This is a genomic window from Acinetobacter bereziniae LMG 1003 = CIP 70.12, from assembly GCF_000368925.1.
In the GTDB taxonomy this organism is placed as follows: domain Bacteria; phylum Pseudomonadota; class Gammaproteobacteria; order Pseudomonadales; family Moraxellaceae; genus Acinetobacter; species Acinetobacter bereziniae.
The window spans coordinates 268,639-282,975 of record NZ_KB849754.1 but is presented as its reverse complement, the minus strand read 5'-3'; the positions used below and the strand labels follow the sequence as shown (position 1 = coordinate 282,975).

The 14,337-nt window shown below is 35.8% G+C and carries 14 protein-coding genes; 9 read left to right on the top strand and 5 right to left on the bottom strand.

The annotated features are described in order from the left end of the window. The first annotated feature begins 224 nt into the window (after positions 1 to 224). The gene (locus tag F938_RS01570; protein ID WP_005028640.1) at positions 225 to 1,061 is read left to right on the top strand and encodes a ParA family protein; all 837 of its coding nucleotides are present in this window, start codon (positions 225 to 227) and stop codon (positions 1,059 to 1,061) included. Between the two features lie 9 nt (positions 1,062 to 1,070). Further along, positions 1,071 to 2,132 carry a ParB/RepB/Spo0J family partition protein gene (locus F938_RS01565; protein WP_005005876.1) on the top strand — a complete coding sequence of 354 codons (1,062 nt, stop codon included), beginning with the start codon at positions 1,071 to 1,073 and terminating at the stop codon, positions 2,130 to 2,132. Positions 2,133 to 2,177: 45 nt separating this feature from the next. Here F938_RS01565 and F938_RS01560 read toward each other — a convergent pair whose 3' ends face one another. From F938_RS01560 to F938_RS01535, 5 genes are all read right to left on the bottom strand, one after another. Then, on the bottom strand, positions 2,178 to 3,005 hold the full coding sequence (locus F938_RS01560; protein WP_005005878.1) for a hypothetical protein: 828 nt from the start codon (positions 3,003 to 3,005) through the stop codon (positions 2,178 to 2,180). Beyond that, positions 3,002 to 4,108, bottom strand: coding sequence for a ParM/StbA family protein (locus tag F938_RS01555; RefSeq protein ID WP_005028638.1), 1,107 nt, complete (start codon positions 4,106 to 4,108; stop codon positions 3,002 to 3,004). The genes F938_RS01560 and F938_RS01555 overlap by 4 nt, the downstream gene beginning before the upstream one ends. Positions 4,109 to 4,413: 305 nt before the next feature. Then, positions 4,414 to 5,709: an ATPase, T2SS/T4P/T4SS family gene (locus tag F938_RS01545; RefSeq protein ID WP_005028635.1), complete on the bottom strand. Its 1,296-nt coding sequence runs from the start codon at positions 5,707 to 5,709 to the stop codon at positions 4,414 to 4,416. Positions 5,710 to 5,736: 27 nt separating this feature from the next. Beyond that, the gene (locus F938_RS01540; RefSeq protein ID WP_005028633.1) at positions 5,737 to 6,546 is read right to left on the bottom strand and encodes a type IV secretory system conjugative DNA transfer family protein; all 810 of its coding nucleotides are present in this window, start codon (positions 6,544 to 6,546) and stop codon (positions 5,737 to 5,739) included. 37 nt (positions 6,547 to 6,583) lie between these two features. Continuing rightward, on the bottom strand, positions 6,584 to 7,030 hold the full coding sequence (locus F938_RS01535) for a DotD/TraH family lipoprotein (RefSeq protein WP_005028631.1): 447 nt from the start codon (positions 7,028 to 7,030) through the stop codon (positions 6,584 to 6,586). Between the two features lie 1,086 nt (positions 7,031 to 8,116). Between F938_RS01535 and F938_RS01530 the strand changes: the two genes are divergently transcribed. Genes F938_RS01530 through F938_RS01500 form a run of 7 tightly spaced genes read left to right on the top strand, consistent with a single transcriptional unit; the run spans position 8,117 to position 14,298 of the window. Continuing rightward, positions 8,117 to 9,337, top strand: coding sequence for a hypothetical protein (locus F938_RS01530; protein WP_228129501.1), 1,221 nt, complete (start codon positions 8,117 to 8,119; stop codon positions 9,335 to 9,337). Further along, complete coding sequence (locus F938_RS01525) at positions 9,338 to 9,625, top strand: hypothetical protein (RefSeq protein WP_032055042.1); 288 nt, start codon at positions 9,338 to 9,340, stop codon at positions 9,623 to 9,625. 10 nt (positions 9,626 to 9,635) lie between these two features. Further along, positions 9,636 to 10,319 carry a DotI/IcmL family type IV secretion protein gene (locus F938_RS01520; RefSeq protein WP_005005897.1) on the top strand — a complete coding sequence of 228 codons (684 nt, stop codon included), beginning with the start codon at positions 9,636 to 9,638 and terminating at the stop codon, positions 10,317 to 10,319. A 13-nt stretch (positions 10,320 to 10,332) separates the two neighbouring features. Beyond that, positions 10,333 to 11,280 carry a DotH/IcmK family type IV secretion protein gene (locus F938_RS01515; RefSeq protein ID WP_005028625.1) on the top strand — a complete coding sequence of 316 codons (948 nt, stop codon included), beginning with the start codon at positions 10,333 to 10,335 and terminating at the stop codon, positions 11,278 to 11,280. Between the two features lie 21 nt (positions 11,281 to 11,301). Next, positions 11,302 to 12,825, top strand: coding sequence for a DotG/IcmE/VirB10 family type IV secretion system protein (locus tag F938_RS01510; protein WP_005028623.1), 1,524 nt, complete (start codon positions 11,302 to 11,304; stop codon positions 12,823 to 12,825). 5 nt (positions 12,826 to 12,830) lie between these two features. Then, positions 12,831 to 13,712, top strand: a complete 882-nt coding sequence (locus F938_RS01505) for a hypothetical protein (protein WP_005028620.1) — start codon at positions 12,831 to 12,833, stop codon at positions 13,710 to 13,712. Between the two features lie 10 nt (positions 13,713 to 13,722). Further along, complete coding sequence (locus F938_RS01500) at positions 13,723 to 14,298, top strand: hypothetical protein (protein ID WP_005028617.1); 576 nt, start codon at positions 13,723 to 13,725, stop codon at positions 14,296 to 14,298. Positions 14,299 to 14,337: the final 39 nt, after the last annotated feature.

The following is a 14,337-nucleotide window of genomic DNA, read 5'->3' as shown; positions in this document are numbered from 1 at the left end:
CCACGCCAAGGGATCTAAAGCTGTTATCAGTCTGATAATGAAAAAATCCACGCCAAGGAATCTAAAGCTGTTATCAGTCTGATAATGAAAAACACATAAGATATGGACACATGTTAGGCATATAGATTGAAAAAGTTGAAATATATTAAAAATAAAGTGAAAAAGTATTTTAAATATTTTTCAAATATTGTATTGTTTGACTTTACTTGAAAGGTGATTGAAAAATGGAAAAGAACTCAGGAAAAACTTATATTTGTACAAGCATCCACTTTAAAGGTGGTGTGGGCAAAACAACATCTACGGTGAATTGTGCTGCTAAGCTTGGAAAATTAGGTTATACGGTTTTAGTAATCGACTTAGATAGCCAACGTAATGCAACAAAACATATTTCAAATGTTCCAGATATTAACGATATAGATGGCACTCTAAAAGATATTTTTGAAAACTATAAAACAATTAACATTCACGATGTTATACAAGGTCCAGATAAAACCAACTTTGAAAATGTGTCTTTGATTGCTTGTGCTAATAACATTCGTGATGTTGAAATCAATATTCAGCGTTCTAGTCCAGTTCCTAATGAAATTATTAGAAGTGTATTAAGAAAGATAAAAGGGGATTTCGACTTTATTTTGTTAGATTGTCCACCGCGAATGGAAACTTTAACTTTTAATGCTTTGTTAGCATCAAACAGTTTATTAATTCCATTACAGGGTGAATACAGTATTCAGGGTTTGGAAGATATACTTAACTCTATGGATGATTTAGAGACAAGCAATCCAGATTTAAAAATTCTATCGCCAGTACTAAACTTTTATAACAAGCGTAATACAGTGGATCTTACCTTGGCTGAAGATATTCGCAATGAATATGCTCAACCAAAATTACAAGAAAAACTGGTAAATAAGGAATTAATCTGCATTCCAAATGCTACGGTTTTTAGTCAAGCATCATATGTTAAGTGTTCCGTATTTGATCTGGATGCTGGAAAAGAAACACCAGCAAAACAAGCAATTAATCAACTTGTAGATCTAATGGTTTCTGAATACAAAAAATTATAAGGTGCTGATATGAACTTTAAAGATAAAGTAAAAAGCATGAAAAAAACACCTGTTGCTAATGCAACAGGGAGTGATGCTCAAGTTACTGATGTAAAAGAAAATACAGCGACTCCAGCCATAGAAGAGGGGAGTCTTAACCCACTAGCTAAGCGAGAAACAAAAAATATTGTTAGCGGATCTCATTTAGAATCAATCGACATTGATTTAATTGATCCATCACCTTATCAACCACGTATCATGAATAAACGTGTATATGAGAAGTTGCCAATTTTGGCTGCTGATATAGAAATTAATGGACAAATTAACCCGATTACAGTTCGACAGAAGGGTAATCGTTACGAGTTAATTGCTGGTGAGAGACGTTTTAGAGCAATTAAAGAGATTTTAAAGCTAAAGAGAATTACTGCTTTAGTTAAAACATCTATGAATGATGATAAAGCTGCTATAACAGCTTTATTGGATAATACTGCTAGACATAATCTTACAGATTTTGAAAGCATATTAAAAATCAAGCAATTATGTGAAGAGTTCGGTTATCCTTTTGAAAGTTATGAATTTGTTACTGAAAAATTTGCGATTGATAAGTCGAAGTATTTCCGTCTCAAATATATTCTAGACTTACCTGAGTTCATTTTGGACTCTTTGAACGAAGATCCTGAGCTAATTTCTGGATATATTGCTCAAGAAGTGAATACCGCAATAAATAAAGCTTTAGAAACTAAAACCGAAAAAGCAATTTTCGACTTGTTAAGACCAGAATGGGATAAATACGTTGAAGAATTTAAATCCACGGGCAAGCGTCATAAAGGATTTATAGCTATTTTGAGTGAAGAAGAAAAAGCAAATAAGGCGACTAAGCCTGAAAAAACTGAAGAAGCTACTACTGAAGAACAATCGAGTAAGAATAAATTCGATTTTAAAACAGATAAGGGCGTTAAATTTGGTTCTATGAGTTCTGAATGTGGTACCAAAGGTAAGAGTGTACTTAAGTTGCGAGTAGCCTTGGATGCCGATATTACAGAAGAGAAAGCTAGAAAAATTGAAGAGTTTTTTAAGAGCTTGAATGATTGAAGTTTCAAAACTTTGAATGAAAAAAAACCGGCATTGCCGGTTTTTTTATAATAGATCTGGATTAAAAGTTTTGTTAAGCCAATCCGAATTACTTGGATTGGTTACTGGTTTTGATTCAGATACGTTTTGACTTGGTTTAGCATTGTTAATTTCGGATGTTTCGGTATTTTGAGATGTTTCAACGGTAGGGGAGTGGTCCTGAATGTTTTTATGTTCAGTATGTTTAGCTTCCTTTATCTTAACTGCTTTTTGAACAGGAACCTCCTTGCTCTTGATAGAATCAGTTACGGGCTTTTTAGGTGATTGTTCACTTTTCTCCTTACTACTTTCTGGTATTTGTATGGTGATATGATCAAGATACTTTTTTTCAAGATATTCAATATCATACACATAGTAAGCAGTATTAAACTTGGTGTATGTTTCAACACAAGTACTTAAACCAAACCTTAATAGGAAAGAATTGACAGAATATAGGCTTGCCATATCCTCATTAACTTCATACAACTTATAAAGGTATGAAAGCTCAATTAGAACCGCTATACCAGCATGTAAAACAGCAGTTATGTAATTTCTACGAAGCTTTCCTTGAGGATGTTTTTTAATTGAATTAAATAGTTTTTGATTTGCATTTTTATCTATTTTCATTCGTACAGGCTGTGCAAACATCTCGTCTATTTCATTTTGCACTGGCGCATTTAGAAAAATCTTCTGCTTGTCAGTACAAAAGATAAATCCCAAATACAGCAGACTTAAACTAAAAGCGTTTAAGTCTAGACCTGGTAGATTTCTATTAACACTACTAATCACATCAAGATCTTCTCTTGTTAAGTGAATTAATTGATAGGATAGTTGTATGTAGTTTGAATCTGTCATTTGATTTCTGCGTACATTTTATACATGTATTTAGCTAACTTATATAAACCTTTAGCATTGGCGTACTCTGGTGATTCTGCGATTCTTACGTTCGGTAAGTCGTACTTTTCTTTAATCTCTTTTTCAAGAAAAGCTGCACCGCCTCCACAAAATAATACTAATGCTAAATCATCGCCTCCACCGATCTGTTTAGAGATAAAGTTATTTAATTCGATCATGAATTCGTTTTTAGCTTGCTGAATTAAACCTGTAATATCTTTGGCTTGAGATCCTATACCATAAGTTCCAGATTTTAGTGCGAAATCTAGCCAGTTAGCGTTAACCGTTTTATAGCCAGATTCAAGAATTAAGCTAGTGATTCGTTCATAGATGGTAAGAATACCAAGGTTACGTGATGTAGAACGATGGCCATCAAGCATGTTTCCTCCATCTAATGTGACTACAATATCAGTGGTTTTACCGCCAATATCGATTACAGCACATTCAGAACTTATTAAAAGATCACTATCTTCTGACCCGTTTCCGTGTACATCAATAATCTCATTAAAATAAGCCGTTTGAGCTTCACATTTAACAATATGTCTTTTAATGATATTAAGCGGTTTACCAGCTTTATGATCTTTTAAGTTGTAGCAAACATCACCATTGAGTAGAAAATTAGTTTTCATATCAATAAGTGGCATGTTTTTGGTTTTTTCAGGTGTGTAATAGCGACTAACAGGAAGTGAAGTAGCGATTGCAAACGCTCTACCATCATATGTTCCGATAAGGTCAATATAGGCCTTAATTGCCTGGTGTATTAGTGCCTTGTTATATTCAGATGTCGGGTATTCATCTGTTCTGGTATCTAGAGGAACACTACTATTGATCTTCTTACCAACTGTATAAAGGTTTTCATTAACTTTAACCACATAATAGTCAGTAGATTCCTCTTCGCCAGTGAGGACTTTTCCTGAATAAGCAATACTAGGAATAGTCAGTTTGATTTCATTTCCATCTGGATCTAGACCAGCATAAAGCTTTGTACCGCCATGTCCATCATCAATACCTAGAACAATATAACGTTCTTCAATCGCTGGTTTTTCATTTTGAGTATTTTTCATAAGTTTACCTTTCAATTTTTCAAGATTTACAACGAGTAACGTCTTCTACCGCGTCTAGTGTATTTATTGCCCCCAAAAACTAAGCGTCTAAGAGCAGAGGGGATATAGCTGTATTTGTATTTAAATACTTTTTCAATAACCAATGTTGCTACTATCAAGCCGATGAAAAGCATAAGTTTGAACAAGGAAAACTTAATAACAACAGCTAGAAAAGGTATAAACAAATATCCGTTTAAACCGCCCCATAGGATTAGATTTAATCTAAATTGCGACCAGTGTGCATATTGATCATCCATATTCGCCTCTTAATAAATCAGTTTGTAATAGTAGTCTTCATGCAAACGACCAGCTTTGAGTAGATCGTCAGCTTGTTTCCTGAAACTCTTACTGATGTTTGGATCTGAACCATCAGAATTAATCATTAACTCTCGAATAAACTTCTGTTGAGCATGAATATCATCAATTAAAAGCAATTGTTCTTTAAGTTGAGGTGAAAAAATTAAGTGTTCCCTTACAGCAAATACCTTGCCGTTCACATCTTTAACAAGACGTTGAGCAATCAATGTATAAACTGAACCAATAATGTCAGCTGCAGCCTGAAGATGTTCTTCATGCTTAAAGCGCTTCAACATACGTGGAATAATTTTGTCTACTGTGGTTGCGTGAACCGTTGCAAAAACAGGGTGGCCAGTTAAAGAAAGTTCTAGAGCTGCAGAAATTGTTTCTTTATCTCGCAATTCACCGATTTCAACTGCAGCAGGACGTCTACGCATCGCCTCTCTATTTGCATCCGCAAAAGTCTCGAAGTTATTGGGGATTTCGCTTTGACTAACAATACTGTGTGTGCTTTCAATTGCATCATACTCGTATTCGATAGGCTCGTTGTGAGTTAAAATATTTCCACGAATATGAGTATTATTTTCCAACACATAGCGAATATTTGAAGCTAGTGTTGTACTTTTACCAGAACCAGTGATACCGCCGATGATGTAGCAACCATTGTGAGGTAGCGATCTTTTGATGAAATCTTCATCTAAACCCACTTTTGAAAAGTGAGGGGGGATGCCAGAAATTGTACGTAACGTTATCTGAAAAGAATCTCCAGATCCACGATACGAAGTTCGAGATACGTTCACACGAAAGTTATAACGAGTTTCCTTACCTGAAGCGTCTTTCTGCAGAATACGATATGCCTTATTAATAAACTTATTATTAATAAGGACTAAGTAGGCATTTTCATCAGCAATCGTTCTTAGGATGTGTAAAGCTTCATCACGATTGATAATACGGTGTGTTAACGAATATAACTCCAAGTCTTTCATCATTGTGATGGGGCGATCTGGACTAATGAAAATATCTGAAGCACCATGAGCTAATGCTTCATATAGAAGACTTTCAAATTCATCGCGACTTTTAAACCCTTGTTTCGGATCTTTGTATGTCGTTATGGCTGTTAATGTAGCCAAACCAAAACCACGACTAGAATCGTAGTCTTTGCGAATGTCTTTGGTAGCTGTCAGAATCTTATTTTCAGATCCTTTAATCTTGTTAACATCAAATAATGCAGATTTTGCTTTTAATGTCGAAACCTTCATTTGCATTTAAAACTTCCAATTGAGTTAGCGAACTTAAGGTTCGCTAACAAGGTTAATTTTTGGAATTTGATAGCTAGGTGCAATTTGTTCAGGTTGGAGAATTGGTTTCCAAGTTTCAATATTTGAATTGAACTGCGGTAATTGTTGGATTTGAAGCAATTTCATATCAAGAGCAATAGTGTCTTGTGTAGAAGTAACAGCCAGTGATTGACTGCTAAATGCTGGCATTGATAACTTGCCCTCTAAAACAAACTTATGGAAAGTAACCATCCCCAAATAATCTCGTTTAAGACGATCTACTGCATCTTCAACAATATTTCGGCCCTCAACTAAACCCATTTCATAAGACTTAGCAGCAGTCTCTTTCCATATTTTTCGTTCTTGTTCGTTAGCTGGTAACATTTCTTTCGGAATGAAAGTCACGTAATCAACATTGCTATCAAGTGTAGGGAAAACAAGGTACTGACGCCAATCAGGTGCACGAGTACTGAAACGAGCTTGTTTCAAGATTTTATAAGTCTGCTTAGTCGTCTTGTACGACATGGCATTAGGTGTCTCAGTTACATCTTTTGATTCAATAATAACCGGGGGAACAACAACACCTTTGATCATGTAAGGTTTAAAGTTAAAGATTGTATCAAGGTTACGCTCTTGGCTTTTGATGACCTCACGAGCGTTGCTTAAATACGTATTGATCCCTAACTTAATACCTTTTTGCTTAACCAATTCAAGCATGGCTTCATAACGAGCTTGCTGTTCAACATTACTAACATGAACTTCTAAAGAAGACTGGTTAGATGGGTTTAGTAGCTCTTGTAATGAAGCATTATTAGAGTAGTCCATAAAAACTCCAGATATTTATAAAAGGATTTAAAGGGTGTTAGTTATAAGTCAATAAAATACTTTTATTTTGATGATCTAGAGTTATCGAAGCAGTATTTAAATATGCAGAAATATTGCGTAAAGCTTCTACACCCGTAACACGCTTTTTATTAAAATTAACAATTGGAAGCTCATGGGTAGGACCAGCTTCTACAAAACGGTATCCGTATTGGCTAGAAATACTTTTAATTAAAGGTATTGGATCGCCTATGTAGTCGATATTTAAAAGGTCATGGTTGATGCTACCTTGTTTCTTCTGAGCAGTTTGCATTTGAATTGCAGTAGAGTTCTTTAAATTCTGTTGTGCAATTAAAGCCTCTTGAGATGCTTCAGATATAATAGATAAAGGGCTTGCTACGTTTAATTGCGTTACATCACGACTAGCACATCCAGACATCATTAAACCAATTGCAAGAACGCTTAAAAGCTTTTTATTGTGCTTCATTTTTACTCCGGATTAAGTGGGTATAAAGACAAAATGATTTTAGTCTAAAAACTTTTAAAATGCACTTTATTAATTATAAAAAATCCCTTAAAAGGTATAAAGCCGACTTTTAGACACTCGCTTAAACCTAATTTATAAGCTTTAACGTATATCTAAGGCCGTTCTTTAGGCAGTCGTACCTGGCCTAAACAAGACAAATCTGTAAAAAATACTCTTTTTAGGTGCATTGTCTGTCCAAAACAATGCTTTTTTTTAGTAGTACTTATCTGAAATGGAAATACAACGTACTTTTTTCAATCAATTGTAGAGAGTAAATGAGCTCTTATAGTTTGCTAGACGTCTTTTATATTCCTTTATAGTCTTATTCTTTCTTTTTATTATCTTTTCTAATCTTTATTGTTCTTTTTTTAGAATATATTTTATACAGAAAATAACAAACTACATTTAGTTTATTTTTTACTTAAAATATTGTTAATACTGTAATTTATATTTTACAATATAGAAGTACATTAATAAAGATGTTTATATACTTTTTTAATTAACAATAAAAATATTAATGTGGATAATGCAATTTATTTATAAGTCAGCTTCTTTAATATTAAATAAATTGATAAAAACTGTTTGAAGAAAAAATGCATCTTGGTATATACCATTACTAATTTAAAACTTTAAAGACATTACAACTGCTACTTATAAAAACCTACCTTATGGTTTAGTGCTGTGCATCTTAAATATAAAGTTTTACACCTTAAACACCAATTAAACTGCAATAATGATGTGCTTAGAGTCGTATTTATCCCTAAAAATTTAAGGCATCAGCACTGGCAAAAGACTATTGAAACTACGCATATCAAGCACTTCACTGTAAAAAAGGTCCACTGTGTTTTTATGATTTCTCAACTTCATTTTTTTTATTTTTCCACTGTACTAACAAGAGAGGAGTCAAAAAAGACATTTGCATTTATTGGGCTTAAAAGTGAAAAACATTTTGCTTAAAGTGAAAAACGTTTTAACGAGTACTTTTAGATAGGTGTTTAACGTTGTAGTATGTGCTCATGTTTTGCATGTGGATTAAGGGTGGTAGTGGTGAGCAGTTTTGAGAATCCTAATAGCTATCCAAAGACATTAAAAGAATATACAAGTCGTATAGAAGATTTTCCGTATTCTACTAAGACTAAATATGATATTGAGCTTAAGCAAAAGATTGATAAACATTTAGATAGTTCAGAGCTAGATTTAAAAATGTTATATGAAAACATATATTCTGAATTTAAAACTAAATCTGAAAATGGATATTATGCGGAATCTACATTTAGAACATATCGTGCATATTTAGTATATGGAATCGGTCTAAAGCTTAATGAGCTAAATAATGGCTCTATTAATGATGAAGATATAGATGCTGGTTTTGATGAATATTTTTTAGAAGAACTATATTTAAGAATCATTAACACAAAATATACAGCTAACAAGGACAAACCTAAGCGTACTTCTGAGCTGAAAACAAAGTACTTTGAACGCACGTTTTACAACTACTTGGTAAGAGAATTCGAACATAAGAACGAGAGTAACACTAGGGCTAGTGAGTTTGATCGGATGATGGTTGCTTTTGTTGATGCCAATCTTGTTGTTGGATTGCGTCCTGTTGAGTGGTTTTCCGTTTCATTCTGTTGTGCAGTAAAAGGACCAAAACTGATCATGATTGTGGAAAATGGCAAGGCTACACATGGTCGGGCTAATGGACTTAAAAGGTATTTAATACTTGATGACCTTAAACATGAAGATCAAGAAAAGATATACCTTTACTGGAATTTGCTAAATAGGTATGTGAGAAAGGTATCTAGTTTAAATAAAAGTAGTGGCTATACCTTTGGATGGGATGAAAAACAGACTTTTATTAAAATACTGCAAGAGCGTTTACGTTTAAGTTATATCAATTACTTTAAACTTAGAGGCAAGGTTTTAACTAATGAAGATCAACGACCTACTTTATACAGTACAAGGCATCAATGTATTGCAAATGCTAAGGTAAAGGGTATTGATAAGTTTGTGATAGCTGGTGCTTTTGGACATGCTGGTAAAGATACTGCTTCTAACTTTTATGGGCGAAAGTGGAGAGGCCATAGTGGTTTTAGTATAAAGCCTACTTTAGATTCTATTGAAAACGTTAATGGTAGCCATGAATTTGTTAAAACACTTTTAGCTAATAACCTAGATACCTTTTATTATTTTGATCTTAATATAGCAAATGAGTTTAATACCGACTATTATAAGGACGAATTAAAGTCGGGTTTAGTGATTGACTAAATGGATAACTCTAAAACTAATTTGACTACTTCAACATGGGGCTCTCCTTACGCTGAAGTATCAATAATAGGTAAAAGAAAATACGCAAGGCTTTTAAGAGTGTTGGTTGGTACGTTTGCCTCATTGTGCATTTTAACCGTTTTAACAACGCTTAGTTTTGTGGCTTTTAAACTCACCACAACAGATTTCGAATCTATGGTTTTTGATGACGGCACACCAGTTAAGTGTGTGCTTAGCTCTAAATCAGATCGTCCAATTCCATCTGTTATATATCAGCCAGCGAAATAGGAGTGCTGTTGTGTCTAAAGACAAATCTAATGAAAACGCTGAAATAGGTTCTTGTGATCCTAGTCTTTGGCTAAGAAAACAGGTGGATGAAAAAGATAAGGAGATTGCAAAGTTAAGACGATGGCTTGTTTTCGTGTTTTTCGCTTTTATCGTGAGTGCTGTTCTTGCGATGATTATTTTTGCTGCCTTTAATGCATACCCTAAAGTTAAAGCTGTTCAAACAGTAGATAACTCGGTTATCTGTCCAATCGAAGCATCAAAAAACCCTCGCGTTACTGACGTTGTTATTTCTGAATTCGGTAAGAGTGCAATACTTTCTGTCTACAACTTTGATTTCTTGAACTGGCGTGACGTTATTAACAATGCTGGTTCAATGTATTTCACTGAGGGCGGTAAAGATTCATTGATGAAGCAAATCGCTCAATCACAAACAGTTGGCACAATCGTACAAAACAACCTAACGATGCGAACTACTGCTACTGATGTTCCACAAATCGAAAACCGTGATTTACATGCTGCAGAACCTAGTTGGACTGTTCGTGTTCCTATCACTACTCAATTCTTCTTAGGTGACAAACAACCTAAAGAGACTCACCGCTTCATTGCGACAGTTACTATTGTTGAGCATCCACGTTCTTATCTGAACTACAACGGTATTGCTGTTAAGACAATTACGTTAACTCCAGCGCGTTAATTGGATGAAACTTATGAAATTGAAAAAATTATCTTTGGCTCTTTTTGCTTCTACTGCATTAACTACAATAGTTAATGCTGCTGATATGCCCCCGAATACTTTTGCGGATGCTCAATCTCCTTTGGTTGCACCTAAGGTAGTTGATACAGCATCGGAAATTGACAGACAGGTTCACAACCTTGTTGGTTTGCAGTTCACACCTGAGCAAACAAAAATAGTTAAAGGACTTTTGTTGCAACAAAAACGAAGCCTTTCTAGTCCTTATGTAAATACGCCACAAGCGAAAACCCGTAGTTTGGGTATTTCATTAAACCCTGGTGAGGAACCGCCAGTAATTCGTTTAAGCGCTGGCATGCTATCTACTATTGTCTTTACCGATTCTTCAGGAAATCCATGGAACATTGAAAAGATTTCTTTGGACCGTGGACGTTTCTCAGATGGTTTGGGTGAGCAAAACGAAAAAGAGCCAGATGAAATCCCTGAAACTAACATCCTTTCAATCGAACCATTAGATCCAGCTGCTTTCGGAAACGTAACGGTCACATTAAAGGGATTGGGTGCTCCAGTAATTTTGATGTTAGCTACTGGCCAACGTGATTTAGATGTTCGTGTAGACGCACGTATACCTGGTCGAAGCCCAACAGCCAAAGCTATGTATTCAACAGGCAATCAAACATCGATTATTCCAGATGGTGTGAGTTTGCAATTTATGGATGGCTTGGCGCCTGAAGGTGCTGTCGAAATGCGAACCGATAGTCCTAATGTCCGTGCTTGGAAGTTTGGTGGCTATATATATGTGCGTAGTAACTTTGGTGTTATTCAACCAGCCTTTTTGAGTTCTTTCCGCGCTAACAACGGTATGAAGATCTTCCGTTATGAAGATTCTGAAGATCTGAAATACATCACATTTTCAACGACTGGCGGTACACCTAAAACTGTTTACCTCGAAGACGCATTTTAAGTCATTAAGTGAGAAGTAAAAATGGATTCAACGAACCAACAAAATAACCCGAATGACATTGAAGAGAATTCTAGTCGTAGCACTGAAGTAGGTACTACCGATGAAACTATTATTTCTGCAAACCAAGTTCATTCAGAAGAAGACCAACCTAAAAAACTGAAAAATACAAGTATTAAAACTGCTAACAAAAAACGTGTTTTTGCAGATACGCGCTTTCGCGTTGTTGCAATTATTGGTTTGGTAGTAGTTGGTGGTTTAGGCTTTTTTATGTTTAACCCAATGGGGAAAAGTGACCAACTAGCTTTAGATAATCAGGTTGCTATTGCTACACCAGAAATCCAAGGACAGGGTACAAATGTTATCCCTCCTGAATACGTAGAATATGAACGTCAAAAACAAGCTGAAGAAGCTGCTCAAGCTGGCAAAAATGGTGAAAGCTATTTACCCGAATTTAAAACAGTTGCAACACAAGATCCAAACGGCGATCTGAACGATCAGAATTTTATTACAGGTCCAAATGGGCAACCTGTAAACGGTTCTGCAAAAGGTGGTACACCAAACATTACGCTTGAACTTGACCAGATGGCCAGAGCTAATATGGCAAATCAAGGTGGTGCTAATGGTGGCGCATTACCTCAACCAACTAGCGGTGGTCTACCACAACAACCACAAGCACAAAACGGTGCTAATCAAAACGCACCGATTTATCAAACTAACTACGCGCAACAATATGAACATGCTTCATCTGCTGCTAATGATGTTGCTAGTGTATATAGCCAACAAGCAGCTGCTAATGCAGAACGTAATGTTGCAACGCGTGAATTAAGTCAAACTGCTTTTGTTGATCAACTTGCTGCGTTTTCTAATACAAAGAACAAGGTCAACGGATATTCAACATATAAATATTCACACAACACTAAAGCATCGGAAGGGCAACAAAACCTTGGAAGCTTGAACGTTGCGAAAACGACTAGCGAATCTACTAAAGGACTAGCAATCATTAAAGCTGGTACAACAATGAAAGCGCGTTTAGATACAGGTGTGAATACTGATAAAGGTAAAAACCTATTTGCTACTGTTATTGGCGGTAAATTTAACGGCGCAAAACTTATTGGTACTGTTGGTCTGAATACTGCGGATATTGAATTTAACTTTACCCGTATGTTGTTTAAGGGCGAAGAGTATGCAATCCAAGTACGAGCTTTAACTCTTGGAACAAAACAATCGGGTATGGCTGATAAAGTCCAAAAACACACTTTGCAAAAGCTTGGCGGTATGGTTACTGCTGGAATCTTTGAGGGGTACGGACAAGCCTATCAAAACATTGGTACAACCCAAATCACAAATACTGGCAATGTTGTAAGCACGAAGGAAGAGCCAAACGATAAAGAAATTGCCGGGAACATCATTGGTAACGTTGGTACGGAAATGGCGAACATGGCACGTACATCAACAGTTCGACCAACTACGTATATCGTTAACAGCGGAAAAGTATTTGAAGTCTTTTTTGATGCTGACGTAACAACACCGAAAAGTAAGGGGTAAGCGAAATGTCTGATAATCAAATGACTGCTGAACAGGCAAAGAAAAATCTAAAAGATGCTGAAGGCAAACCCCAAAAAGGCGAAGGTGGTGCGAAGGGTGGTATTCCTCCAAAACTTCTTATTGTTATTGGTGTTATTGCCTTAATTATGATTGGTACTTTCTTTTGGATACAAATGAGTAAACCAAAAGACGTCAGCACGGCAGTTGCTCCAGAACAAACACCAGAATCCATTGATACTGTTGGTCAAGGCATTCAACAAACACAAGCAACATACATCCAAAATCAACAACCTTTAAAGGACAATAGTATTGCTGATGATACGGCGTTCATTGTTGATGAAAATATTGTGTTTAAAGATCCTACCACTGGTCAATACATGATTATGTACAAATCCATGTCGTATCCGATTGATTCTGATCTAGGAAAAGAGGCAATTAGCTTCTATCAAAGTCAGGGTACGAATGCACTTGTTTTATTACACCGTTTGCAAGAAAAAGAGCAAGCGCAAGGGCAAATACAAAACGGCGAACAAACTGCAGTTGCTCAATCAGAAACCAAAATCAAAAATGAACAACTGAAAGCTGAAAATGACGATCTTAAAAACCTTGTTGAATTGCAAGAACAGGCAATTAAGGAATTAAAGACTAGTTTAATCACAATAGCTAAAGACCAGACTAAGCAAAAGGCTTTAAGTACATCGGGATCTAAAACCTTATCAATTCCAAAAGGTGCAAAACGTTTGGATGCTTTTGCGGTTGTAGGCGATCGTGCTTGGATGACAGATTCTCAAAACCATACATATACAGTCTATGTAGGTCAGAAGATGCCAGACAATCGCACGGTCTATGCTGCTGACGAAAACGAACAAGCCATTTGGGTGAAATAAGGAAAATAGCGTGGATGCATTAGATATAGTTAAAGCGATATTAAACATATACGGTCCACTACTAAGCTTTATACGCATTTGCTTTGTTGTAACGGGGTTGGTGATTACTGGCACGGCGCTTTTTGACTTAGTGCAAGCATCATCACCTCAACAAAAGTTCTTTGGTCATGGAATGAAAGAGCCTACCACTGGTGGGGCATTGTTGAAGGTTCTTATCGGTGGTGCTTTTGCATCACTTGGATATGACGGATATATCATTGGTGCACTAGGTTCTTCATTGTTTGGTGGTAATGGCATAGAACTTGTAACGGTACAAAGTTACTTGCCTAATGCTGGTGCTAATGATTTAGGTGCATATATCGTTACGGCGGTTGTAGGTTTTACGCAACTGGTAGGGATTATAGCGGTAGCTCGTGGCTTATATGGTTTTGTAGAGAAAATTGATGCTCAAGGCAATGCGACATACCGCAAAGCATGGGTTTTAATTATAACAGGTGTATTATGCGTATACGTTCAGGACGTACACAATGCCTTTGTTAATACCTTTGGAACACAAATAGGAGGTACCTTTTTTACAATATTTTAAACAATCTTCTTAAAATAGGGTGAGAGTTTCTTAAAAACC

Bases quoted from the DNA above. Each gene is read 5' to 3' on its own strand.
- F938_RS01540 (WP_005028633.1), bottom strand. From the start codon at position 6,546: ATGGACTACTCTAATAATGCTTCATTACAAGAGCTACTAAACCCATCT.
- F938_RS01510 (WP_005028623.1), top strand. From the start codon at position 11,302: ATGGATTCAACGAACCAACAAAATAACCCGAATGACATTGAAGAGAAT.
- F938_RS01535 (WP_005028631.1), bottom strand. From the start codon at position 7,030: ATGAAGCACAATAAAAAGCTTTTAAGCGTTCTTGCAATTGGTTTAATG.
- F938_RS01570 (WP_005028640.1), top strand. From the start codon at position 225: ATGGAAAAGAACTCAGGAAAAACTTATATTTGTACAAGCATCCACTTT.
- F938_RS01560 (WP_005005878.1), bottom strand. From the start codon at position 3,005: ATGACAGATTCAAACTACATACAACTATCCTATCAATTAATTCACTTA.
- F938_RS01545 (WP_005028635.1), bottom strand. From the start codon at position 5,709: ATGCAAATGAAGGTTTCGACATTAAAAGCAAAATCTGCATTATTTGAT.
- F938_RS01515 (WP_005028625.1), top strand. From the start codon at position 10,333: ATGAAATTGAAAAAATTATCTTTGGCTCTTTTTGCTTCTACTGCATTA.
- F938_RS01565 (WP_005005876.1), top strand. From the start codon at position 1,071: ATGAACTTTAAAGATAAAGTAAAAAGCATGAAAAAAACACCTGTTGCT.
- F938_RS01555 (WP_005028638.1), bottom strand. From the start codon at position 4,108: ATGAAAAATACTCAAAATGAAAAACCAGCGATTGAAGAACGTTATATT.
- F938_RS01505 (WP_005028620.1), top strand. From the start codon at position 12,831: ATGTCTGATAATCAAATGACTGCTGAACAGGCAAAGAAAAATCTAAAA.
- F938_RS01525 (WP_032055042.1), top strand. From the start codon at position 9,338: ATGGATAACTCTAAAACTAATTTGACTACTTCAACATGGGGCTCTCCT.